23 protein-coding genes and 1 tRNA gene are annotated in these 23,174 nt (G+C 67.0%); 12 read left to right on the top strand and 12 right to left on the bottom strand.

Annotation, left to right across the window (positions count from 1 at the left end):
• The first annotated feature begins 60 nt into the window (after nt 1-60).
• From HH110_RS08995 to HH110_RS09015, 5 genes are all read left to right on the top strand, one after another.
• Nucleotides 61-585: a sigma-70 family RNA polymerase sigma factor gene (locus HH110_RS08995; protein ID WP_176989357.1), complete on the top strand. Its 525-nt coding sequence runs from the start codon at nt 61-63 to the stop codon at nt 583-585.
• Nucleotides 582-1,637 (top strand): FecR domain-containing protein, encoded by a 1,056-nt coding sequence (locus HH110_RS19565; protein ID WP_342589234.1) that lies wholly within the window; start codon nt 582-584, stop codon nt 1,635-1,637. The genes HH110_RS08995 and HH110_RS19565 overlap by 4 nt, the downstream gene beginning before the upstream one ends.
• A 160-nt stretch (nt 1,638-1,797) precedes the next feature.
• Nucleotides 1,798-4,848, top strand: coding sequence for a TonB-dependent receptor (locus HH110_RS09005; protein ID WP_176989358.1), 3,051 nt, complete (start codon nt 1,798-1,800; stop codon nt 4,846-4,848).
• 76 nt (nt 4,849-4,924) lie between these two features.
• On the top strand, nt 4,925-6,307 hold the full coding sequence (locus tag HH110_RS09010) for a hypothetical protein (RefSeq protein ID WP_176989359.1): 1,383 nt from the start codon (nt 4,925-4,927) through the stop codon (nt 6,305-6,307).
• A gap of 119 nt (nt 6,308-6,426) precedes the next feature.
• Nucleotides 6,427-6,600, top strand: a complete 174-nt coding sequence (locus tag HH110_RS09015) for a DUF1328 family protein (RefSeq protein WP_019182774.1) — start codon at nt 6,427-6,429, stop codon at nt 6,598-6,600.
• 94 nt (nt 6,601-6,694) lie between these two features.
• Here HH110_RS09015 and HH110_RS09020 read toward each other — a convergent pair whose 3' ends face one another.
• The 4 genes from HH110_RS09020 to HH110_RS09035 form a co-directional block, all read right to left on the bottom strand.
• The gene (locus tag HH110_RS09020; RefSeq protein ID WP_176989360.1) at nt 6,695-7,465 is read right to left on the bottom strand and encodes a transporter; all 771 of its coding nucleotides are present in this window, start codon (nt 7,463-7,465) and stop codon (nt 6,695-6,697) included.
• 152 nt (nt 7,466-7,617) lie between these two features.
• Nucleotides 7,618-8,034 (bottom strand): hypothetical protein, encoded by a 417-nt coding sequence (locus tag HH110_RS09025; RefSeq protein ID WP_176989361.1) that lies wholly within the window; start codon nt 8,032-8,034, stop codon nt 7,618-7,620.
• Between the two features lie 38 nt (nt 8,035-8,072).
• Complete coding sequence (locus HH110_RS09030; RefSeq protein WP_176989362.1) at nt 8,073-8,285, bottom strand: hypothetical protein; 213 nt, start codon at nt 8,283-8,285, stop codon at nt 8,073-8,075.
• Between the two features lie 2 nt (nt 8,286-8,287).
• A complete protein-coding gene (locus HH110_RS09035) occupies nt 8,288-9,076 on the bottom strand; it encodes a MipA/OmpV family protein (RefSeq protein ID WP_176989363.1) in 789 nt (262 codons plus the stop codon).
• 114 nt (nt 9,077-9,190) lie between these two features.
• On the opposite strand from HH110_RS09035, the gene HH110_RS09040 reads away from it, so the two are divergent.
• The 6 genes from HH110_RS09040 (at nt 9,191) to HH110_RS09065 (ending at nt 13,893) form a co-directional block, all read left to right on the top strand.
• Nucleotides 9,191-9,865: a response regulator transcription factor gene (locus tag HH110_RS09040; RefSeq protein ID WP_176989364.1), complete on the top strand. Its 675-nt coding sequence runs from the start codon at nt 9,191-9,193 to the stop codon at nt 9,863-9,865.
• Complete coding sequence (locus HH110_RS09045; RefSeq protein WP_176989365.1) at nt 9,862-11,226, top strand: ATP-binding protein; 1,365 nt, start codon at nt 9,862-9,864, stop codon at nt 11,224-11,226. Before HH110_RS09040 ends, HH110_RS09045 begins: the two co-directional genes overlap by 4 nt.
• 68 nt (nt 11,227-11,294) lie before the next feature.
• On the top strand, nt 11,295-11,543 hold the full coding sequence (locus tag HH110_RS09050; RefSeq protein WP_176989366.1) for a hypothetical protein: 249 nt from the start codon (nt 11,295-11,297) through the stop codon (nt 11,541-11,543).
• A 258-nt stretch (nt 11,544-11,801) separates the two neighbouring features.
• A complete protein-coding gene (locus HH110_RS09055) occupies nt 11,802-12,860 on the top strand; it encodes a linear amide C-N hydrolase (protein ID WP_176989367.1) in 1,059 nt (352 codons plus the stop codon).
• A gap of 117 nt (nt 12,861-12,977) precedes the next feature.
• On the top strand, nt 12,978-13,181 hold the full coding sequence (locus HH110_RS09060) for a hypothetical protein (protein WP_176989368.1): 204 nt from the start codon (nt 12,978-12,980) through the stop codon (nt 13,179-13,181).
• A gap of 169 nt (nt 13,182-13,350) precedes the next feature.
• On the top strand, nt 13,351-13,893 hold the full coding sequence (locus HH110_RS09065) for a DUF3011 domain-containing protein (RefSeq protein WP_176989369.1): 543 nt from the start codon (nt 13,351-13,353) through the stop codon (nt 13,891-13,893).
• A gap of 60 nt (nt 13,894-13,953) precedes the next feature.
• Here the strand turns inward: HH110_RS09065 and dxs are convergent, their stop codons facing one another.
• From dxs to HH110_RS09100, 7 genes are all read right to left on the bottom strand, one after another.
• Nucleotides 13,954-15,864 carry a 1-deoxy-D-xylulose-5-phosphate synthase gene (dxs, locus tag HH110_RS09070; RefSeq protein WP_176989370.1) on the bottom strand — a complete coding sequence of 637 codons (1,911 nt, stop codon included), beginning with the start codon at nt 15,862-15,864 and terminating at the stop codon, nt 13,954-13,956.
• Nucleotides 15,865-15,980: 116 nt separating this feature from the next.
• Nucleotides 15,981-16,640, bottom strand: a complete 660-nt coding sequence (locus tag HH110_RS09075; RefSeq protein WP_176989371.1) for an HNH endonuclease — start codon at nt 16,638-16,640, stop codon at nt 15,981-15,983.
• A gap of 276 nt (nt 16,641-16,916) precedes the next feature.
• Nucleotides 16,917-18,710, bottom strand: a complete 1,794-nt coding sequence (locus HH110_RS09080; RefSeq protein ID WP_176989372.1) for an acyl-CoA dehydrogenase C-terminal domain-containing protein — start codon at nt 18,708-18,710, stop codon at nt 16,917-16,919.
• A 46-nt stretch (nt 18,711-18,756) separates the two neighbouring features.
• A complete protein-coding gene (locus HH110_RS09085; protein WP_176989373.1) occupies nt 18,757-19,248 on the bottom strand; it encodes an LEA type 2 family protein in 492 nt (163 codons plus the stop codon).
• A gap of 165 nt (nt 19,249-19,413) precedes the next feature.
• Nucleotides 19,414-19,953, bottom strand: coding sequence for a lipocalin family protein (locus tag HH110_RS09090; RefSeq protein WP_176989374.1), 540 nt, complete (start codon nt 19,951-19,953; stop codon nt 19,414-19,416).
• Nucleotides 19,954-20,271: 318 nt separating this feature from the next.
• Nucleotides 20,272-20,347, bottom strand: a tRNA-Phe gene (locus HH110_RS09095).
• A gap of 203 nt (nt 20,348-20,550) precedes the next feature.
• Entirely contained in the window at nt 20,551-21,732 is a 1,182-nt protein-coding gene (locus HH110_RS09100) for a YbfB/YjiJ family MFS transporter (RefSeq protein WP_176989375.1), read from the bottom strand.
• Between the two features lie 94 nt (nt 21,733-21,826).
• On the opposite strand from HH110_RS09100, the gene HH110_RS09105 reads away from it, so the two are divergent.
• The gene (locus HH110_RS09105) at nt 21,827-22,633 is read left to right on the top strand and encodes a helix-turn-helix domain-containing protein (RefSeq protein ID WP_176989376.1); all 807 of its coding nucleotides are present in this window, start codon (nt 21,827-21,829) and stop codon (nt 22,631-22,633) included.
• Here HH110_RS09105 and HH110_RS09110 read toward each other — a convergent pair.
• Nucleotides 22,623-23,012 (bottom strand): hypothetical protein, encoded by a 390-nt coding sequence (locus tag HH110_RS09110; RefSeq protein ID WP_176989377.1) that lies wholly within the window; start codon nt 23,010-23,012, stop codon nt 22,623-22,625. The two genes, HH110_RS09105 and HH110_RS09110, sit on opposite strands and share 11 nt — an antisense overlap.
• Between the last annotated feature and the right edge of the window lie 162 nt (nt 23,013-23,174).

The following is a 23,174-nucleotide window of genomic DNA, read 5'->3' on the forward strand; positions in this document are numbered from 1 at the left end:
CGTCATCGAATCGTCATGCAGGCCACGTACCTTCGCCGCACCTGGGGGCGAGGCGGGATCGTGGCCGAACACGCAAAACGGCGTTTGGCGCGCATGTTTCTGGAGCAGGGGCCGGTGCTGAGGGGATTCTTCACCCGCCGCGGTGCGCGTCAAGATGCCGAGGACATGGTGCAGGAAACCTATCTGCGCCTGCTGCGCGCACATGAGGATCACGGCGAGGCGATCGCCAATCCGGAGGCCTATCTGTTCACCGTCGCGCAGAACCTGGCGCGCGAGCAGGCCGCGCGTCGGCGCTGGTCGATGCTTCCGATCGATGATCTGGAAAACCTCACCACGCTGCTGACCGGCGAAGAAACCGTCGAGGATGCCGCCGAGCGCGAGCAGCGCCGCACGCATCTGCAGACGCTGCTGGGCACCTTGCCCGAGCACACCCGTGCGGTGTTGGTGATGCAGTACCGCGATGGACTCAGCTACAAGGAGATCGCCGAGCGGCTGGGCGTGTCCTCCCATATGGTCAAGAAGCACGTGGTGCGTGGCCTGTCCGTGTGCCGCCGCGCGCTTGCCGGTCATGCGGAGGCGTGGTGAGCGAGATTCCCGCGCCGCGTCCTTCCCTCGCCAACGAAGCCGCGCACTGGCATGCGCTGCAGCGCCAGGGCGGGGTGACGCCTGATCAGCAACGCCAGTTCATGACCTGGCTGGTGACCTCGCCGGCCCACCTGCGCGAGTACATCACGGTCAGCCGCGTGGCCAGCGAGCTCAGCGATGCGTTGCGGGGCATGGCGGTCGACCTGGATGCGCTGATTGCTGCAGGGCCACCGCCGGCCGACGACAACGTGGTGGCGCTGCCGGTGCGTCGGCGCCCGCCGCAGCCGGTGGCATCGCGCGCGTCACGCCGGCACCTGCCGGGTATCGCCGCCGCCGCCGCGCTGCTGCTGGGTGTGGGGGTGGTCGGCCACATGGCCTGGCCACAGAGCCGCCACTACGTCGCAGCGCATGGCGTGCCGCGCAGCTTCGCGCTGCCCGATCACACCGTGGTGCATCTGAACGCGGAGAGCGAACTATCGATCCGCTTCACCCTGCTGAGCCGCCGCGTGGAGCTGTCGCGCGGGCAGGCCAGCTTTGTGGTCGCCGAGGAACGTCGTCCCTTCGCCGTGCATGCGGCAGGGCTGGAGGTGCGCGATATCGGCACGACCTTCGACGTGTCGCTGCGGCGCGAGCAGGCGAGGATCGAGGTGGCCGAAGGCAGCGTGCAGGTGCGCGGCGACTCGGGCCAGGGCCGTCTGCTCGCTGATCTTCGCGCCGGGCAGAGCGCCCATATCGACTACCGCGACCAGTCCGTCAGCATCCGCCAGCAGCATGCGGACACGATGACCGCATGGTGGCGACGCCGCGTGGTGTTCCAGGACGAGCCACTGCGCGAGGTGGCCGAGCAGTTCAACCGGCTCAACGACGTGCGCCTGCAGGTGGATGACGATGTCGCCGGCGCGCTGCGCCTGACCGGCAACCTGCGTGGCGATGATCTTGCATCGCTGCGTACCTTCCTCGATCAGCAGCCCTCGCTGCATACGCGTGTGGTCGACAGAACGATCCGTGTGGGCAGCCGCTCTGCCGCTGGGGCCGCGCAGAAACCGCAGTAATGGCAGTTCCCCGCGGGACCGCGGGCGGCGCTGCCAAGGGCTGTCAAAAAAAATTCATCGAACTACCGGTGCCCGATCCGCGCCCTGCGCCCTCGTAGTCCAGGCAAGCGCGAACGATTCCGTCTCGCGACGCTCATACCCCCCCCACTGGACTTCTACGATGCGCCGCATCCTTTTCCTTTCGATCGCTCTTGCCCTGCAGAGCGCTGCCGTCACCGCCACCGCGCAGGAATCGCGTGTTGCCAGCGAGGCGATTCCGGCCCAGCCGCTCGACCGTGCGCTCAATGATCTGTCGCGCCAGACCGGGCTGCAGTTCGTCTACAACGCGCAGCAGGCCGGCAACCCGCGCACCCGCGCCATGCCCGCCGGCCTGGCGCCGCAGCAGGCCCTGGAGCAGCTGCTGCACGGAACCGGCCTGCGCTATCGCTATCTCAACGACACCACGGTGACCATCGAAGCGCGCAGTGATGCCGCACCGTCGGGCACGTCCGCCGTGCCCGTCGCCACATCCGCCGTGGCGTTTGAAGCGGCAGCCGCGGGCGCTGGCGATGCCGGCCTGCAGCAGCTGGAGCGCATCGACGTGGTCGGCAGCTACAGCCGCAGCCTGGAGCAGGCCGTGGACATCAAACGCGCCACCATCGGCTTCTCCGATTCGATCGTCGCCACCGACGTGGCCGACTTTCCCGAGCAGAACCTGGCCGAAGCCCTGCAGCGCATGCCCGGCGTGACCATCGAGCGCGACAAGGGCCTGGGCAGTCGCGTCAATGTGCGTGGCCTGCCATCGGAGTACACCCATGTCTCGATCAACAACCTGGCCACCGCGTCGGGCAGCGGTGGGCGTGACATCGAGTTCGACATCTTCGCCTCGGAGATCATCCAGCAGGTGACGGTGCTGAAGTCGCCGACCGCGGCGGACGAGGAGGGCGGCATCGCCGGCTCGGTGCAGATCTCCACCGCGCGCCCGTTCGATTACACCGGCCGCAAGCTGGTGGCGTCGGTCGAAGGCGCGCACAACTCGATCTCCGAAGAGGTCGATCCCAAGTTCTCGTTCCTGGCCAGTGATACCTGGGGTGACTGGGGTGGCCTGGTGTCCTTCGCCACCGCCAAGCGCAGCAACCGCACGGATGCGACCTCCGGGATCAACTTCCGTCCGATGTCGCGCTTCCTGGGGGCCTCCGGCACGCGCGGTACGCAGGCTGCCGCGGTGCTGGCCCGCGATGCCGGTGTGGTGGTCAAGAACCGCAACGACACCGATGAAAGCAACCTGATCGTGTTCCAGGACAAGGTCGGTGACCGCGTGTTCGTGAACGACCAGGACAAGTGGGGCGCCACCGCCTCGCTGCAGTACAAGCCGAGCAGCCGCTTCAGCCTGACCTTCGATGCGATGCTCGGCGGCTACGACACCACCGAAGACGAGTACGACGCAGCCGCGTATTCCGCCTCCAGCCGCAGCACGCTGGAGACCATCCATGACTACGACGCCAGCACGCTGTCGCAGTACGGCATCGTGGTGCTGCGCGATGTGTCCTACACCGCCACCCAGCACGAAATGCTGAGCAAGGAGCGGATCAACAAGACCGATTTCAGCCAGTACAGCATGGCGATGGATTGGAAGGGCGATACCTGGGGTGTGGATGCGATGGTCGGCTATTCCGGCGCCGACAAGACCCTGGATGCCAGCAACCTCAAGCACGTGGCCTACGCGCCCTCGCGGACCCGCTGGACCGGCAAGAGTGGCGAGACGATTCCCAGCGCCAACCCGGCCAGCATCGACATGTACAACGCTTCGGACAAGTACCTGTTCGAGGCCTATGAAACCACGCTGGAGAAGGTCAGCGATGACAAGTACGCCGCCCAGGTGGATGTGAACAAGGCGCTGGAACTGGCCTTCCTGCCGGCCCTGCGCAGCGTCCAGTTCGGTGCGCGCTACACCGACAAATCCAAGCAGCGCGAGTACGGCGAAGCCAAGATCTACGGGCCGGATGCGGGCAACAACAGCTGGGTCAACAAGCGCACCCTGGCCGACAGCCCGCTGCAGTCGATCGGCGACATCGTGCCCGGGGGTGGCTACTCGGTGAAGGACCTGGACTGGAAGATGGTCTCCAACGACTACGCACGCAGTGCCTTCCGCTATCCGGGCTTCGCGACGCCGTTTGATCCGGGCCAGTACTACCGGGTCGATGAGAACGTGACCAGCCTCTACGCGATGACCGACATCGGCTTCGATGTGGGCCGCGTGCCGGTCTCGATCAACGCGGGCGTGCGCTATGTGGATACCTCGGTGCAGTCCTCCGGCTTCCACCCGGTCCAGCGGGCAGACGGTACCACCGGCTATACCGACACGCCTGTCTCGCGCAAAGGCAGCTACAACGATCTGCTGCCGAGCCTGAATGCCACCGCCGAACTCGCCGAAGGCCTGGTGCTGCGTGGCGCGGCCTCCAAGACCTTCATCCGCCCGGCGTTGACCGACATCGCCTACAAGCGCACCGCCAGCTGGAGCTCGTTCCGCTTCACCGATGGCAACCCGGATCTGCAGCCTACCTATGCCAAGCAGTGGGAGCTGGGGCTGGAGAAGTACCTGGACAACGGTGGCCTGCTCGCGACCTCGTACTTCCACAAGAAGATCGACGGCGTGGTGATCAATGCGCTGACCGGCGTGGTGCCGGATGTGGCGGTCTACAACGCCAACGGCTCGCTCAACGGCACCTATGATTTCGATGTCTACCAGCCGATCAATGCCGACGGAACGTACGTAGTGAAAGGCGTCGAGCTGATCGCGCAGCTGCCGTTGAGCATGCTGCACCGTTCGCTGGAAGGCTTCGGCATCAATGCCAACTACACGATGCTGGACAGCTCGCTGGCCGGCGAATCCGACCTGGGCGTGAGCACGCCGATGCCGGGTCTTTCGGAGAAGTCATACAACGTCACCGTGTACTACGAGAACGCGCGCTTCGACGCGCGCGTGTCGTACAACCACAAGGGCGAGTATGTCGAATCGATCGGCTACAACATGTACCCGATCTGGCGCGATGACTACGGCCAGGTGGACGTGTCGATCGGCTATCGCCTCACCGACAGCATCAAACTCAGCCTGAAGGGCATCAACCTGACCAACCAGGCGACCACCGGCTACACGATGGATCCCGCCTTCCCGACGATGTACGAACGCTCCGGCCGCCGCATCAGTCTCGGCCTGCGCGCGGACTTCTGAGCCGCCCGCTTCGCGGTGCATCCGGAGGCGCGTACGCGTGCCCCGGATGCGGCCGCCCGTTTGTGAGGAATACTTGATGCGACATTTCTTTTTCCTGCCGCTTGTGGCCGTGCTGGGGTGGCCGGTGGTCGCCCAGGCGGCGGATGACGATGCCGGCCGCAGCTGGCAGGCCGGTGATCACCATGTCCACAGCGAGTGGAGCGTGGACTGGGATCGCAGCACCCTGCCGCCGACGCCGATCCGTGGCGGCGACTCGTCCTACACCCGCACCCATAACGCCCGGCAGGCGCTCGCCAATGGGCTGACATGGATAGTGCATACCGATCACGGCGGGCCCGGGCATTCCGCGGTCACCCGGGACCATGCGTGGCCGGCGCTGCTGGATGCGCGGCGCGAGGTGCCCGGGCTGATCCAGTTCAACGGGATGGAATTCGACGTGCCGGCGGGCGAACACGCTTCGCTGATCATCGTCCCGGGCCCGGACGAGCGCGATCAGCTGGTCGCGATCGAACGCGGGTACAGTCGCAGCGAGCCGCTGCAGGGCAGCCGTGATGATGGGCAGACGATGCTCGATGCACTGGCCCACATGCGGGCGCTGCCGGCGCCCCCGTTGATGTTCATCAATCACCCCTCGCGCACCGCCACGGCGATGGGCCGGTGGGGCGATGTCGAGCCCGATGAACTGCGGGCGTGGCATGGCGCCGCACCGCAGGTCCTGGTCGGCATGGAAGGCGCGCCGGGCCATCAGGCCACCCGTGTCCATCGTGGCCTGTATCGCAATGCCGATGCACCGACACTGGGCGGCTTCGACCAGATGACCGCGACGGTGGGCGGGACCTGGGACACGCTGCTCGCCGAAGGCCACCGCTTCTGGATCACGGCCAGCTCGGATTCGCACGTCAATCAGCGCGACGGCGGCAGCGATTTCGATCCCGGCCAGTACAGCAAGACCCATGTCTGGGCGCGGCGTGACGCCGAGGACATTCTCGATGGCCTTCGCCACGGGCGGATGTTCGCGGTGACCGGTGATCTGATCGATGCGCTGGAGCTGCGGGTGAGTGCGGACGGTCACGATGCACGCACTGCAACGATGGGTGGCACGCTGTCGCTGTCCCCTGGGGCGTCCATGCGCGTGGAACTGCGGGTGCGTGTACCGGCCTCAGCCAATCACGCTGGGCGGCACCCGGTGCTGGATCACGTCGAATTGATCGTAGGCGGCCCCGGCAGTGGAAATGGGCCTGTGATGCAAACGCGTGTGTTCGGCGCCAGCGACTGGCAGGTGGACGGCGCATGGCGCTCGGTGTCCTGGGTGTTGCCGGTCCCCGCCCGGGGCGGTTTCGTCCGTGCCCGCGGCAGTAGCACTGCGGAGCTGACGCCGCTGCCCGATGTGCCAGGCGAAGATCCCTGGCAAGACCTGTGGTTCTATTCCAATCCCGTCTTTGTGGAGGCCGTGCTCTGAGCGGACCCCGCTTGAGAGGCAAACTTCACGCCGTTCAGCCGACGCGTTCACGAAGGTGAGACAGCCCGCTGGCTACCGTGGAGTCCTGTCATTCAACCCGATTCGGGGAAAGGATCATCATGATCAAGTGGGCCATCATTTTTGCCGTCATCGGCCTGATCGCCGGTGCCCTCGGTTTTGCCGGCATCGGCGGCGCTGCGATCGGCATCGCCAAGTTCCTGTTCTGGGCCGGCATCATCATCGCCGTGGTGCTGTTCGTGCTGGGCATGACGATCGCCAAGAAGGTGACCTGACCCGTCGCGTAAACACGCGGCGGTTCCACACCAAGGCCTGCGCGGCATCGCGCAGGCCTTTTTCGTTGGCGAGGCAGCACGCGCCCCGCAAGTCTCAGTTGAAGTACACCGACACGCCCAGCCCGGCCTGGGTATCCGGGCTGTCGTCGTCCAGCCCCACATCGAAGGACGCATCGAGCTGCACGGTCGGGCTCGCCATCCAGGTGATCCCTGCGCCTGCGATCCTGCTCGAGGGCTCGCCGTCCGTATGGGTGAAGCCCGCTTCCAGATAGGTGCTGACCGTGTCGGTGGCGGCGAAACTCAGGCTGGGCGCCCAGGTGACGCTGTCCTCGCTGCCGCCGCGGGTCACGTTGGCGTAGAGCGCGCCGGTCCAGCGGTCGCTGACCTCGTACTCATAGCTGGCACCCAGCGCGTACTGCGTCGCGCCCTCGCTGAAGTCGCGTGAGCCGGTGGCAAAGGTGGTGGTGGCCAGCAGGGCCACGGCGTGCCTGTCCGATGGCAGGGGCAGGGCGACTTTGAGGCCGATGCCGAGATCCCCAGCCCCACGGCTGCGCGCAGCCGGCGCATCGCGCGGCGCCACGCGCAGGTGGTTCCAGGGCGAAGTGAAGGCCTGCAGCTCAACGTGGCTGGACACGCCGATCCGCAGGGCGAGGTCGGCACTGTACTGCGTGCTCAGCACCCCGTCCGCGTCGCGGTCGCGGCTGAAGCTGGGCAGTCCCGCCTCCAGCGCTACGCCACCGCGGGGCAGCGTCGAAGCCGCAAACCCGATGCCCGGGCGATCGAAGGCCAGCTCGGGTGGCGCATCCTCCTGCGCGGACGCGGCAGTGGAAAACACCAGGGACAGCAGCAGCGCTGTACATCGCATGGAAATACTCCCGGCCGGACCATCACGGCATCAAGGAGCAGCCAGCCTGCTCCTTGGCCGGAATGTAGCACGGTGATTTTCGCGCTTCTGTGCAGATCCCGGCGCAGCGTCCTGCGCCGTGGCGGCACCGCGACAGGGTGGCGCTGCAGCGGTCAGTGTGCCGGGCGGGTCATGGCGATGAGGGCATCGCGCATGCGCACGGTCGCTCCGTCGGGTGTCGCGTCACAGCCGAGCACGCAGGCGCGGAGCAGGAATCCATCGGCGGCGTGCCGGGCGGCGGTCAGCTGCGCATCGCGACGGTCGAGCGGATGCTCGCGCAATACGGCATCCAGCCACGAACGCCGCGCGGTGACCCATTCGCTGTCGACGTGGTGCGGCCGGCAGTCGACGCTGATGGTGCGCCCGATGTCGAACAGCTCGGCGATGTAGGCGCGCGAAAACCGGCCGTGGGCCTGGCTGTCGCGCTCCATGCGCTGCTGGATCGCACGGTGGAGATTGGCCACGATCGCATGCGCGGCGAGGTCATCATTGGCTGCTTGCAGCAGCGAGGTATCGGTTGCGTTGTGCATTCGCGCCTCCAGGACACCGGTGGGGGAAAAACGAGGAATCAGCCGCGCGGCAGGACGGGATCACCCTGCTGCAGCAGGGTGTCCAGCAGTGCGACGACGCGCTCGCCCTGGCCCTCGCAGGCCAGTTCGAACGTGGTCTGCCCGTCGAGTGCGGGCAGCGGGGAATGCAGAATCCATTCAAGAACGGCGGCGCGGTCCGGCTCGATCTGCAGGGCCAGATCCGCGACACGACGTACGATTCCCTGACGCATGATCAGAATCCGTAACTGAGGGAGAGGGCGGCGGTATCCATGTGGTCGCCACGGGTCATCGGGCTGTCACGCATGGCATCGGCCAGCGACGTGCGTCGGATCGAGGCGGTGGCGGTCCAGCGCGGCCCCAGCGGCATCACCGCGGCGATGTCCAGGTAGGGCGACACGCCGCTGCCGGCCGAGTAGCGCGCCAGGCCGCTGCGGGCGGCTTCGCGTTCGCTGACACCGAAGTAGTAGTCGTTCAGATCTGCGCTGGCGTAGTTCACGCCCACCGCAGGCATGAAGGTCACGCGGCCGGCCGGGATCGGGTAGGCATAGCGGGCGTCGGCCGAGAAGCCGCCGCCGTGCCCGGTCACTTCTGCCTGCGCATTGGCCTGCAGCACGCCCCATTCGGCCTGGTGCCGCCAGGAGACGCCGAGCATGCCGGACAGGCTGCGGTTGTCGAGCTGGCGCAGCTGCGGGTCGTGGCTGTCGCGGCGCTTGAAGCGCATCACGTAGGGCGAGGCGGTCAGGGCCAGCTCGGACTGCGCCGTCTGGTGCAGGCGATAGCCCACGCTGCCCCCGCGGAAGAAGAACGAACGGCCTTCCCAGCTCACGATCGGGGCGGCCAGACGATCGGTGTCATAGCCGGCGTAGGGGGTCTTGAGCGCGACGACGGCAATGCCGACGCTGCTTTTCCTGCCCGTCTCGGGGGCATCGGCTGCCTGGGCGGCCGTAGCGGTGAACGCACTGGCCAGGGCCAGGCCAGTCAGGGTGGGAAGCGGACGCGAAAAACGAAAACGGACGTGCATGGACCTGCCGAGGGGGAACAACCGGAGTGTCATGGTGGGCGCCCTACATTGTCGGAACGTTACGTCCGGCTGCGCGGTACCATCGCCTCCTTCGTACCCGCAGGCACCGCTCCCATGCGCCTTCTTCTCCTGGAGGATGATCCGGAAATGGCCAGCGCGATCCAGGTCAGCCTGGCGCGCCACGGCATGGTGGTCGACGTGGTCGGCACGATGGCGCAGGCCGATGAAGCGCTCAAGGCCGGCGTCCACCAGATCCTGCTGCTGGACCGGCAGCTGCCTGATGGCGATGGCGCCAGCTTCGTCCGCATCGCGCGCGAGCACGTGCCGAACCTGCCGGTGATCATGCTGACCGCGCGCGCGTCGGTGGCCGACCGGGTCACCGGGCTGGACGTCGGCGCGGACGATTACCTGACCAAGCCGTTCGCCGTCGAAGAGCTGCTCGCGCGGATCCGCGCGATCTCGCGGCGGCCCTCGCAGATCACCTTGCCGGTGTTGTCGCTGGGCCGGCTGCAGTTCGATTTCGTCTCGCGCGAGGCGCGCGTGTCCGAGGTGCTGCTGGCGCTGCCGCGACGGCAGCTGCTGGTGCTGGAGGCGCTGGCGCTGCGCCAGGGGCGCACGGTGGGGCGCGCTTCATTGCTGGAGGCCGTGTACGGGTTCGACGACGCGATCCAGTCCAACGCGCTGGACGCGCATGTCTCCAAGCTGCGCAAGGCGCTGCTGGAAGCGGATGCGGGCGTGGAGATCCACGTCATGCGCGGGATTGGTTATCTGCTCAAGGACACGCTGTGAGATTGCTCAAGCCCGACTCCCTGGCGTTCAACCTGGTGTGGAAGGTCTGCCTGATCCAGACCGCCACGATCGCGCTGGCATTGAGTGCAATGGTGCTGACCTACGGCGATCGCCGCTCGGCCTACATCGACTGGAAAACCAGCGACCAGATCGCCTCGGCGATCAGCCTCGGTCCCCAGGGACTGGAAGCGGATCTGCCGAAGGTCGATGCAGTGGTACCACGGCCGCCGGCGACCTTCTGGTTCGCCGCCGCCGATGAGCAAGGCCGACGCCTGGTGCATGGCGATGTTCCCGTGCAGTACCGCCAGTTGGTGGCACGGCTGGATCAGATCGAGCAGACCGACATCCGTACCCGCATCAATGCCGATGCGCTCGCCGTGCGCGTGGTGGTCGCCGATCGGCCGGAAGGGCGACTGCACGTGGCGGTGGGGGGCATTCCCGAGCGCAGCATCGTGCGCCAGCTGCTGTTGATCTTCCGCTATCTGGGCGGCTGGATCGCGCTGCCTGTGCTGGTGATCACCCTGGTGGTGGCACCGTGGGTGATCCATCGCGCGCTGCGCGGGGTGAATCGTGTGGCCGCGCAGGCGGCCGCGATCCAGGTCAACGAGCGTGGCAGCGGCCTGGATACCCGCGCGGTACCGCTGGAAATCTACCCGCTGGTGGACGCCTTCAACGCGGCCGTCCGCCGCATCGGTGAAAGCTACGACGCGCAGGACCGCTTCCTGGCCGGTGCGGCGCATGAGCTGCGCATGCCGATCGCGATCCTGGCCACGCGCCTGGCCGACCTGCCGCCGGGCGATGCACGTTCGCGCCTGCAGCTGGACCTGAGCCGCCTGAGCAACATTGCCGAGCAGCTGCTGGATCTGCAGCGGCTGGACCGGCATGGCAGCCAGTCCCAGCGCATCGACCTGTCCGCGCTGACCCGCGACGTGGCCGCCGATGTGGCGCCGCTGGTGGTGGATGCCGGCTACGGGTTCTCGGTGGATGCCCCGGAGCAGCCGATCTGGGTGCGCGGCGACCCGCATGCGCTGCACCGGGTCATCGCCAGCCTGCTGCAGAACGCCATTGCCCACGGCGGCGGGCGGGGCATGATCGCGGTGGCGCTGCACGACGACGGCTGCCTGTCGGTCAGCGATGAGGGCCCGGGCGTACCGGAGGCCGAGCGGCTGTCCGTGTTCGAGCCGTTCCATCGGTTGCGGCCCAGTGGCAGCGGCAGCGGCCTTGGCCTGCATCTGGCCCGGGAAATCGTGCTGCGTCATGCCGGGACCATCGCCGTGGATGGCGCGCCGGGTGGCGGTGCGCGGTTCCTGGTCGTGCTGCCGGTGGATCCGCGGCCGCAACCGGGGCTGGCCCCGGCATGACCAATGGCAGGTGATCCGGCCCGGGCATCGTGGGACAACAGGTGCGTCCCCTTTCAGGTGCCGGTTCGATGCGCGTACGTTCGCTGTTCCCTGTGATCGCGGTATCCGCCCTGTCCCTGCTGGGCCTGTCCGGGTGTGCCACCTATGACGACGTCGCTTCGCGCCCGCAGTGCGAGGATTCGCCGCAGGTGAAGGACCTGCCGGCGCAGGTCGCCCGCCGTGAAAGCCGCTGCAATGAGTTGAACATCCGGTTCAACGACGATCGTGGCGGCGACAGCAAGCCGCTCGATTTCGGCGGCAAGAACAAGGACGGTTGATCCCGCGTTGGTCAGCGTTTCGCCGGCCCGGCCGGCGGCGCAGCGCAGTAGGCGGCAGGATGCAGGGTTCACTCCTCCATCACCGGGCGTGGGCTGATATGACGCTCGACGATTCTGCCGGTGTTGCGTTGTAGTCCGTGACGGGCACCGCGGAACGCGATGATGCGTTGAAGCAGGATGCGTGCGACCCGCCTGTGTGGACATCGCCGGTATCAGGTTTGACGCCAGGTTGTCAGCGCCACTGCCAGGAGGCACGTCATGAAAACACTGTTTTCGCTGCGTCACATCGCACTCGCTGCGGCGCTTGCCTGTGTCTCCGCCCAGGCCGATGCCTGTACGCGCGTGGTCTACCTGGGCGACAACCAGGACGTCATCACCGCCCGCTCGATGGACTGGAAGAGCGACGTCGCCACCAACCTGTGGCTGCTGCCGAAAGGCATCGCCCGCGATGGCCAGGCCGGCCCGCGGTCGATCCGCTGGACCTCGCGCTACGGCAGCGTGGTCGCCACCGGCTATGACATCTCCACCACCGATGGCCTCAACGAAGCCGGGCTGTCGGCCAACCTGTTGTGGCTCGCCGAATCCGAATACCCGCAGCAGCGCGGCAGCAGGCCGGGGTTGGCGATTTCGTTGTGGGCGCAGTATGTGCTCGACAATTTCGCTACCGTCGCCGAGGCCGTCACCGCGCTCGAACGCGAACCGTTTTCGATCGTGACCGACAAGGTGCCCGGCGAGTCGCGGCTGGCCACGCTGCACCTGTCGCTGTCCGATGCCAGCGGCGACAGTGCCATCGTGGAATACATCCACGGCAGGCAGGTGATCCACCACGACCGTGCGTACCAGGTCATGACCAACTCGCCGGTGTTCGATCAGCAGCTGGCGCTCAATACCTACTGGCAGGACATCGGCGGCACCGTCATGTTGCCCGGCACGAACCGCTCGGCCGATCGTTTCGCGCGCGCGAAGTTCTACATCAACGCCATTCCCAAAAGCGAGGATCCGGTGGTGGCGCTGGCCAGTGTCTTCAGCGTGATCCGCAACGTCTCCGTGCCCTATGGGATCACCACGCCGGGCGAACCGAACATCTCTTCCACGCGCTGGCGGACCGTGGCCGACCACAAGCGCAGGCTGTATTTCTTCGAATCGGCGATGACGCCCAATACCTTCTGGGTGGACCTCAACAAGGCGGACTTCTCGCGCGGTGCACCGGTGCTGAAACTCGATCTGGGCCCGGACCAGCGCAATGTATTCGCCGGCGACGCGCTGCCCCGGTTCCAGCCGTCCGAACCGTTCCGGTTCCTCGGTACCGACGGCTGAGCAGAATCAGACTAATCCGATACCGGCAGGCGGCGGCCTGCTCTATCGTTCTTGGCGAGGGAAGGATCCCTCCCGTCGTGAGCTTCCCGCCCAGACTGCCGCAAAGGAACGATCCGCATGGTGATCAAACTGCAACACATCGAACGCCGCTGGCACGTCGTGCACCCGGCCAAATCCGCGCCGATCGCCTTCCGCAGCGGCGCCATCGCCTTCGATTTCGCCGATGCGCTGGCGCGCGAGCACTACGCCGAGACCGGTCACAGCAGCGCGGTCCGCGTACAGGTGCTGGAGACCTACGTGGACGCGGTCCGCTACGGCTGAGCATCATCCCCGCTTGGAGGAGGAGAATGTGACGCGGGCCACGCTGTCCCGGTCAGCTCCGCGTCGGGTACCTAAATAGGGGATGAAATCAGCGACTTCTGGCCTATGTCGCACGCAGAGACGATCACCGATCCTGTGCGCCTCCCCAAACGGTAACGAGGAACGCATGATGAGCAACAGGAAGCCCACGGGGTCGAATCGCTGGCTGTGGGTCGTGGTGCCCGCACTGATGGCGCTGGCCGGTGCCGCCCAGGCGCAGAACTACGACCGCTACTACGACGATGGCTACAACGGTGGCCCGGTGCGCTGCGAATCGGTCAAGAACCGTACCCAGCAGTGCGCCTTACCTGGTCGTGCCCGTCTGGTGCGGCAGATTTCCGGCTCGCCCTGCATCGAAGGCCAGACCTGGGGCCAGGCGCGTGATGGTGTCTGGGTGACCCAGGGGTGCCGGGCAGAGTTCGTCGCGGAGCGCGGCCGGCCCTCGCACGGGGGCTGGGGCAACAATGGCGGCCATGGCAATGGCCGTGGCGAGCTGATCACCTGCGATTCCAACGATCGCCGGCAGCGCCGCTGCAACGTGACCATCCGGCGTGATGCGCGCTTGGTGCGGCAGACCTCCAAGACCGCCTGCATCGAAGGGGAGACCTGGGGCTGGGACCGCAGCGGTGTGTGGGTGGCGGGCGGTTGCCGCGGTCAGTTCGCGGTGAATTGATCGGTATTGCCGATCCTGGCGGCCTGCCATCACAGATGACAGGCCGCGTGCCGCGAGCGGTCAGCCCGTGGCGCTGAGCGGCTGGCCACTCTTGACCAGCATCGGCCAGCGCTTGAGCACGGCCTGGCGGATGCCGGCGGCATCGATGCCGGCCTCGGCCAGCAGGTCTTCGCGGCTGGCGTGGTGCTGGAAGCTGTCCGGCAGACCCAGGTGGAGGAACGGCCTGAGCACGTCTTCGGCGTTGAGCAGCTCGGCCACACCGGAGCCGGCACCGCCGGCGACCACGTTGTCCTCGATGGTCACGAAGCCTTCGTGGCGCTGCGCCAGTTCCAGCAGCAGGGCGCGGTCCAACGGCTTGATGAAGCGCATGTTGACCACGGTCAGGCCCAGCTCGCGGCCCACCTGTTCGGCGGCGCTCACGGTGCTGCCAAAGGCGAGCAGGGCGATGCGGCTGCCCTGCAGGCGCAGGTCGGCCTTGCCGATCTCCAGCGTGGACAGGTCCGTGCCGGCAGCGATACCGGTGCCACTGCCGCGCGGATAGCGCACGGCGGCCGGGCCGGCGTAGCGCAGGCCGGTGGTCAGCATCTGGCGGCACTCGGCCTCATCGGACGGCGCCATCACCACCATGTGCGGCACGCAGCGCAGGAAACTCAGGTCCAGGTTGCCGGCATGGGTCGCGCCGTCCGGGCCGACCACGCCAGCGCGGTCGATCGCGAACAGCACATCCAGCTCCTGCACGGCCACGTCGTGGACCAGCTGGTCGTACGCGCGCTGCAGGAAGGTCGAATAGATCGCCACCACCGGCTTGGCGCCCTGGGTGGCCATGCCGGCGGCCAGGGTCACCGCGTGCTGCTCGGCGATCGCCACGTCGAAATAGCGCTCCGGGAACTCCTTGCTGAAGCGCACCAGGCCCGAGCCTTCGCGCATCGCCGGGGTGATCCCCATCAGCTTCGGCTCAGCGGCCGCGGCATCGCACAGCCAGTCGCTGAAGACGTCGGTATAGGTCGGCTTCTTGGCCCCGCCCTTGGAGACCAGGCCCTTGTCCGGATCGAACGGGCCCACGGCGTGGTAACCGATCTGGTCACCTTCGGCGCGCTCGTAACCCTTGCCCTTGGTAGTCATCACGTGCAGCAGCTTCAGGCCCTTCAGGCTCTTTAGCGTCTTCAGCGTGGCGACCAGCGCCGGCACGTCGTGGCCGTCGATCGGACCGGTGTAATGGAAGCCCATTTCCTCGAAGAACGTGGACGGCACGAACATGCCCTTCCAGTGCTCTTCCCAGCGCTTGACGAAGCGCGCGGTCGGGTTGTGCTTCTTGTCGCCGAGGATCTTCTTGCCGCCTTCGCGCAGCGCATTGAGCGTGCGGCTGCCGGTGGCGCGGCCGAGCATCTTGGTCAGCCCGCCGACCGCCTCGGAGATCGACATGTTGTTGTCGTTGAGGATCACCAGCAGGTTCGGTTCGCTGTCCATGCCGCCGGCGTGGTTGAGCGCTTCATACGCCATGCCGGCGGTCATCGCGCCGTCGCCGATCACGGCCACGACCTTGCGGTCATCGCCTTCGGCCTGGCGCGCGATCGCCATGCCCAGCGCGGCCGAGATCGAGGTGGAGGAATGGCCGACGCCGAAGGTGTCGTACTCGCTTTCCTCGCGCTTCGGGAACGGCGCGACGCCGTCCTTCTGCTTGACCGTGTGGATCTCGTCGCGGCGGCCGGTCAGGATTTTGTGCGGGTAGGTCTGATGACCCACATCCCAGACCAGCTGATCGACCGGTGTCTGATACAGGTAGTGCAGGGCAACGGTCAGTTCGATCACGCCCAGGCCGGCGCCGAAATGGCCGCCGCTCTTGCCCACCGATTCAATCAGGTAGGCACGCAGTTCATCCGCGATCGCGGGCAGTTCGGATTCATCGAACCTGCGCAGGTCATCCGGTGACTGGATGCGCGCAAGGCGGGGATAGCGGGCGGAGTCGATCATGTTTATCGCGCTTCTTCTGAGCGCCTATTTTCCCCCCCAAATGGGGGTGGGGCAAGCAAACCGCCTTTTCAGTGAGTAAACGGTGACGGTGGCTGCGACAGAACGTCGCAGCGCGCTCAGGCGGAGAGCTTGGAACGCTTGGGAAGCTGCGCCTTCAGAAACGCCATCTGATCGGCCAGGATGTTGCGGTTGGACAGGATCATGTGTTCGATCCAGCTCGGCCGGTAGGGCACCGCGAGCAAGGGCATGCTGGCCTGCTGCGGGGTCCGGTTGCTCTTGCGCGAATTGCAGTGGAAGCATGCGCTGACCACGTTCTCCCACACGTCCAGCCCGCCCTTGGAGATCGGCATGACGTGGTCGCGGGTCAGCTGGGGGCGATTGAACTGTTGCCCGCAGTACAGGCACAGGTGCGAATCGCGCGCGAACAGCGCGGGATTGGACAGGTTCGGGGTGGGATCGATCGCGCGGGAGCGGGCGTGGCCGCGGGCGGCGATGATCGGGTGCAGGTCCAGGCCACTCTGCAGGCCGGTGGTGCGGCAGATGCCGCCATGGATGTGCAGGCAGGGGTCGCCGAGGGTCCAGGCCACCGCGCCGCGCGCGTAGAGGCAGGAGGCATCCTGCCAATTGATCCAGTCGAGCACGCGCCCGTGGGCGTCCAGGGCCAATAACCGTACCGAACCAGGCCGATGCAGCGTAACGATCGGCGACACCTCGGCGACCGGGGCGGACGAGGCTCCGGTATCGATCAGACCCAAGCGTGTAGTGTCTGTCTCCATCGGGAAAACAGCTTATACCCGAATCGTTACCAAATGGGTATAGGCGGCAAGCGCCTCTACCCATTTGGTAACGATTCGGACAGGCATTCCACCTTGACCCCGCGCCTCCGGCGCGCCCCCTTCAACAAGAAGGGGGCTTTTCTCCAGAAGGTGTATCGGGGGGCCGACCAACGGTCGGCACCTACCGACGATCAGGCATCGGTGTCCCGACTGGCGGTCGGCACCTGCGTGGCGGTCAGGTAGCCACCGACCGTTGGTCGGTGGTCTGGCGACCGATCAACCTTCGCCGAAGTGCGCGTCGGTCATCGCCATCAGCGGCTCGGCGCCGGCCTGGATCGCGGCGGCGTGGCTGAGCGTGCGCGGCAGCACGCGGGCGAAGTAGAACCGGGCGGTTTCGCGCTTGGCCTGCTTGAACGCCGCGCTCTGCGCGGAAGCATCGGCGGCGGCGACGCTGCGCGCCCACCAGTAGGCCAGCACCACATAGCCCGAGTAGAACAGGTAATCGAAGCTGGCCGCGCCGAGCTCATCCGGGTTGCCGGCCGCGCGCTGCAGCGTTGCCATGGTCAGCTTGCCCCATTCGTCGGCCTTGGCGCGCAGCGGCGCGATGAACTCGGCCAGCGCCTCGTTGCCTTCATTGGCCTTGGCGAAGGCCTCGATCTCGGCGAGCATCAGCTTCAGTCCGGCGCCCTGGCTGGACGCGGTCTTGCGGCCGATCAGGTCCAGCGCCTGGATGCCGGTGGTGCCTTCGTACAGCGTGGTGATGCGCGCATCGCGGGCCAGCTGCTCCATGCCGTGCTCGCGGATGTAGCCGTGGCCACCGAAGCACTGCAGCGCGTTGTAGGTGTTCTCGATACCCCATTCGGTCTGGCAGGCCTTGGAGATCGGGGTCAGGAAGCTCACCAGCGTATCGGCGCGCTCACGCTCGCCGGCATCCTCGGCATGGTGGGCGATGTCGATCAGGGTGGCCGCGTGCAGCGCGAGCAGGCGGCTGCCTTCGACCAGCGATTTGATGGTCAGCAGCATGCGCCGCACGTCCGGGTGGACCAGGATCGGATCGGCCGGCTTTTCCGGGTTCTTCGGGCCGCTCAGCGAGCGCGACTGCAGGCGCTCGCGGGCGTACTTGAGCGCGTTCTGGTAGGCACGCTCGGACAGGCCGATGCCCTGCAGGCCGACCCCCAGGCGTGCGGTGTTCATCATGGTGAACATCGCCTGCAGGCCCTTGTGCGGCTGGCCGACCAGGTAGCCTTCGGCACCGTCGAAGTTCATCACGCAGGTGACCGAGCCCTTGATGCCCATCTTGTGTTCGATCGAGCCGCAGCGCAGCGCGTTGCGCTCGCCGACCTTGCCTTCGCGGTCGACCTTGAACTTCGGGGTGACGAACAGCGAGATGCCCTTGGCACCGGCGGGTGCGTCGGGCAGCTTGGCCAGCACCAGGTGCACGATGTTGTCGGTGAGGTCGTGCTCACCGGCGGTGATGAAGATCTTGGTGCCGGTGATCGCGTAGCTGCCGTCCGCGTTCGGCTCGGCCTTGGTCTTTAGCAGGCCCAGGTCGGTGCCGCAATGCGGTTCGGTCAGGCACATGGTGCCGGTCCAGCGGCCTTCGATCAGCGGCTTGAGGAAGGCATCCTGCTGCCACGCCTCGCCGTGCTGCTTGAGCGCTTCGATCGCGCCGTGCGAGAGCAGCGGGAAGTTGCCCCAGGCCAGGTTGGCGGCGTTGATCATTTCGTTGAGCGGCACGCCCAGCGTATGCGGCAGGCCCTGGCCACCCAGCTCCGGCGCAGCGGTCAGGCCGGTCCAGCCGCCGTCGACGAACTGCGTGTAGGCCTGCTTGAAGCCGGGCGGGGTGGTGACCTCGCCGGTGGACTGGTCAAGCACGCAGCCGATCTCGTCGCCCACGCTGTTCAACGGTGCCAGCACGCTGGTACTGAAGCGGCCGGCTTCTTCGAGCACGGCATCGACCACATCGGCGGTGGCATCGGTCAGGCCGAGACGCGCGAACAGCGGCTCGACCTTCAGCACGTCATGCAGGGCGAAACGGATATCGGAAAGCGGGGCGGTGTAGCTGCTCATCGGGTACGGTCTCGATCAGTGGCAAAGGAAGGCGGAAAGCCGCCGGTCAGCGCAGGACGCCGGGCAGGCCGGGGGCCTGGTTGAGCGTGCTGCGGCTGTCAATCTCGAAAGTGCGTTGCTTCTTTTCCTGCGGGGTGGCGCTCACCGAACCCTTCAGCGAATACCCCAGGGTGCGGTTCCCGGCCAATGCATCGGCCATGACCAGGCGTGCGCCCGAGCTTGGCTTGAGCTCCACGTTGACCACATCGGCCGACACGCCGCCGATCGACAGCGCGGGCTGCAGCTGCAGCTGGCCGGCGTCCTGGTCGCTGACCGTGAGCTGGAGCGAGACGGCGTCGAAGGTCATCGGCATCGAGCTGAAGTTCTGCAGGCGCAGCGCGACTGTCCAGCTGCCATCGGCACGCACCGTCAACTCCTGCACGCTGGCGGCCGGCTCGGAAACGCGTTTGACCGTCTTGTTGCAGGCGGTCAGGGCCAGCGAGGCGATGACGATCAGGGCGAGGGCGAGGGCGAGGCGGGGACGGAAGCGGTGGGACATGGCGCAATCCTCAGGCGGGTGTTGCATGGGTATGAGCATACTACGGCGTATGGTGTTCGCGCTGCCTGCGGCAGCGTGACGCAAGGGTAGGGCACCGGAAGGAGGACGCCACGTGCTTTTAGTCTTGGGGGCGCGCCCAGCGGGCCGCCGGGCGGCGTGGGCGGGTCAGTCCAGCGGCGCCATCACCCGCAGCGGGGCGAGGTCATAGCCCATCGCCTCGGCGCGGGCCTTGAGCTGCCCGAACAGGGCGGTGTCCATGCTCGGCGAGCGCGACAGGATCCACAGGTACTTGCGGTCCGGCTCGCCGACCACCGCCCATTGGTACTCCGGGTCCAGTGCGATCACCCAGTAGTCGGCCCAGACCAGCGGTACCCAGGACAGCCAGTCCGGCACGAAGCGCACCTGCAATTGCCCAGGGTGGCCCTCGACCGGGCGCGCCACGCCATCGGCGGCCACGCGGTCGCCATCGGCCACGCGGCAGGCGTTGTGCACACTGATCCGTCCATCGGCACGCAGGCTGTAGGTGGCGGTGATGTCGCCGACGCACTTCTTCTGGAACGAGACCGGCAGGTGTGCGATTTCATGCCACTGGCCGGCATAGCGGTCCATGTCCAGCGCCTCCACCGAGGTCACCGGCGCGGCGGCCCAGGCCGACCCGGAGGCGGTGAGGGCGAGCAGGGCACTGATCAGATAGCGGCGGCGCATTCTCGACACTCCACACAAGACGCAGCGAGCTTAGGCACAGGCAGGACGGAAATTGTGAATATTCCGTCATCCGGTGCGGGGAGGTCGCCGCGTTGTACACCTGCAGTGCGTTGCGGATCGCCGTTTCGATCATTGCGTCATCGTCGCGTGCGCTGACGCGTTGAGCGGAGGTCGTGGCACGCAATCACGCAGCGGACAGGCGAGTGATGATCGGCGCACGAAGCTGTGCGCGCACTGCCTGGTTGAAGGACATGATGTGGCTGTGCCGAACGACAGACAAAAAAAATGACCTGCATTTCTGCAGGTCATCTGAAAGTGTGGTGGCCGGGGACGGAATCGAACCGCCGACACGGGGATTTTCAATCCCCTGCTCTACCAACTGAGCTACCCGGCCACTTCATCGCTGCGTTGCCGCTGGCGAGGACGCGAATAATACGGAGGTATGCAGGGTTCGGCAAGCGTTTCGCGAAAAAAATTTCACATTTGTTTCCGAGCCCTTGTCCGCAGGCGTCCAAGTACTTGATCCAGCGGGTGAGGGCGCGTCACCCGAGCGCATGAACATCGGTTCAGGCGACCGCGCGGCGCGGCTGGCATCAATCACGCCGCGGTCGATCCTGCATCGTCGGGCATGCACCACAGCAGCACGATGCCGATCGCCATCATGATCGCCGCCAGCACCAGGGCGCCTTGGTAGCTGCCGCTCTCGCGCGCCAGCGTGCCGGCGATCGCGGGGGCGATGATCTGGGCGACGCCATAACTCAGCGTCAGCATCGCCATCGCCTCGGCCGGGTTGTGCGGATAGTGGCGGCCGACCACGGTCAACGTCAGGCTGACGATGCCGGCGAAAGTCATGCCGAACAACACCGCGCTGGCCGCGCCCGCCGCTATCCCATCGTCGAGCAAGGGCAGCACGAACGAGACCGTCTGCAGTGCATACGCGAGCATCAACGCGCGGATCAGCCCCAACCGTGCCGCCAGCCGGTCCCAGGCAAACGTCGAGGGAATCGCGGTGATACCGACCAGTACCCACACCCAGCTGCCGCGACCGGCGAAGGCAGGGGTCTGCACCAGGATGGCAACGATGAACGTCGCGCTGACCACGAAGCCGAACCCCGCGCAGAAATACGATGCGATCAACAGCCCGCGCCAACGCCTGCCAGGCGCGGGAGGAGCGGCCGCAGCGGTCGCGTTGGAGATGGGTACCGGCGCCGGCATCCAGGCCCAGGCCGGGACCAGGAACACGATCGCCAATGCGCCCAGCGCCATCCACTGCCGGGAGGAGGCCAGCTGGTCGGCCATCGCCGCAGCCGCCAGCCCGGAGACCGCGATTCCCAGCCCAAGGCCGGCGAAGTGCAGGCCCAGCTGCGGGCGTCGCTGGTGGGCGAGCAGCCAGTTGAGCACCAGCCCCGAGGCGAGCAGCAGGCCGGCGGTGCTGGACAGGCCTGCCACGAACCGCAGCACGCCCCAGCTGCCCATCTGGCCGGTCGCGCCCATCAGGCCGGTGGAGACCACCGCAAGCACCAGGCCGATGCGGTAGAAGCGGAACTTCAGCTGCATGTCACCGACCCGGGCGACCAGCAGCGTGCCGGCCAGGTAGCCCAGATAGTTGAACGTCGCCAGCCAGCCGCCCCCGGATGCCGACAGTCCCGCGTCGGCGCGCATCGCGGGAAGCAGGGGCGTATAGGCGAAGCGCGCCAGGCCCACCGTAAGCACCAGGGCACAGACGCCGGCAGCGATGACCTGCCAGGCATGACGGGGCGGCGGGGCGACAGGGGACATGTGCGTCGGTGGCAGCGGGGAGGCCCCTATCGTGCGGGGAAGGCACTGACGGCGTCTTTCGATAGAATGACCGCTTATGTCGATGAGGCGTCACATGGCCGCGATCGAGCGAACTGCCCCGGGCTGGCGTGAAGTCCCCGTGCCGCCGCTGCGCCGGTTGCCATGGCCGGTGGTGGCACGCAGCCAGTGGCTGGACGCCGGCGAGCGGTTTCCGCCGCACGTCCACGCCTGGAACCAGCTGGTATACGCCAGCATGGGCGTGCTCCAGGCCAGTGCCGGACACGCCCGCCATGTGATCACGCCGCAGCAGGCGCTGTGGGTGCCGACCGGTACGCTGCATCACACCGGTGCATTGAGTTCCTCGGCCTTCCGTAATCTGTATGTGGGTGACGATCCAGCGCTGGGGATGCCGACGCACTGCGTGGTGCTGGACGTGTCACCGCTGCTGCGCGAGTTGATCATCGAAATCGACCGCACCGTGCCCGATCACGACCGCACCTATTACGCCACCTTGTGCACGCTGATCACCGCACAGCTGCCGCGCCAGCCGCAGCACGCCCGGCATCTGCCGTGGCCGCAGGATGCCCGCCTGCAGCGCTGGTGCCAAGCGCTCTACGAGCAGCCTGCCGATACCCGCAGCGTGGAGGACTGGGCGCCGCTGCTGGGTGCATCACCACGCACCCTGGCACGCCACTTCGAACGCGAGACCGGCATGCGCCTGCGCGACTGGCGGTTGCGGCTGCGCCTGCTGCGCGCCATCGAGTGGCTGGCGCAGGGGCGTTCGCCGACGGTGATCGCGCACGCGCTGGGCTACGCCTCGGCGTCGGCGTTCAACTACATGTTCCGGATCGAGATGGGCATGAGCCCGCTGCAGTGGAAGCGGGCACGCACTACGGCGTAACCGGGCACGCCAGGCTGACCAGGCGCTCGTTCTCGAAGCGTGCGTGGATCATGCCGTTGTCGGCTTTGCCTTCGGGCCACTCTGCTTCGTCGCCCGCGCCGGGCAGGGGATCGCCCAAGTGGAAATACACGCGGCCACGGCTGTCGCCGATCCGCACCTTGTCGCATGCCGCGGCCGGCGAGGCCATCTCGCCGCAGTCGCCCTGCAGCAGGCACAGGCGGGTATGGCACTTGCCCGCACCGGACGACCAATGGCCCTGCGCGACCAGGCAACCGGGCTCGGTCGCCAGGATCGCCCAGCATGCCAGGCCGAACACGGTCGTGGCGGACATCAGCACCGGCAGCAGGTAGCGACGTCGGCGGGAAAAGGAAGCATTCATGACGCGATGATGCGCCCTGGCCGGCGGCGAGGGCAACGCATGCGCGGTGCAGCGTACGGATGGAATGCTGTGACGCCATCCGGATCATCGGTCGCTGTCGCACAAGGCGATTCCACCGCCGCGTCGTCCTGCACCGATGGAACGCTGTTTTACCCCCCTCCT

It is taken from the genome of Stenotrophomonas sp. SAM-B (assembly GCF_013387485.1).
Lineage (GTDB): Bacteria > Pseudomonadota > Gammaproteobacteria > Xanthomonadales > Xanthomonadaceae > Stenotrophomonas > Stenotrophomonas maltophilia_AA.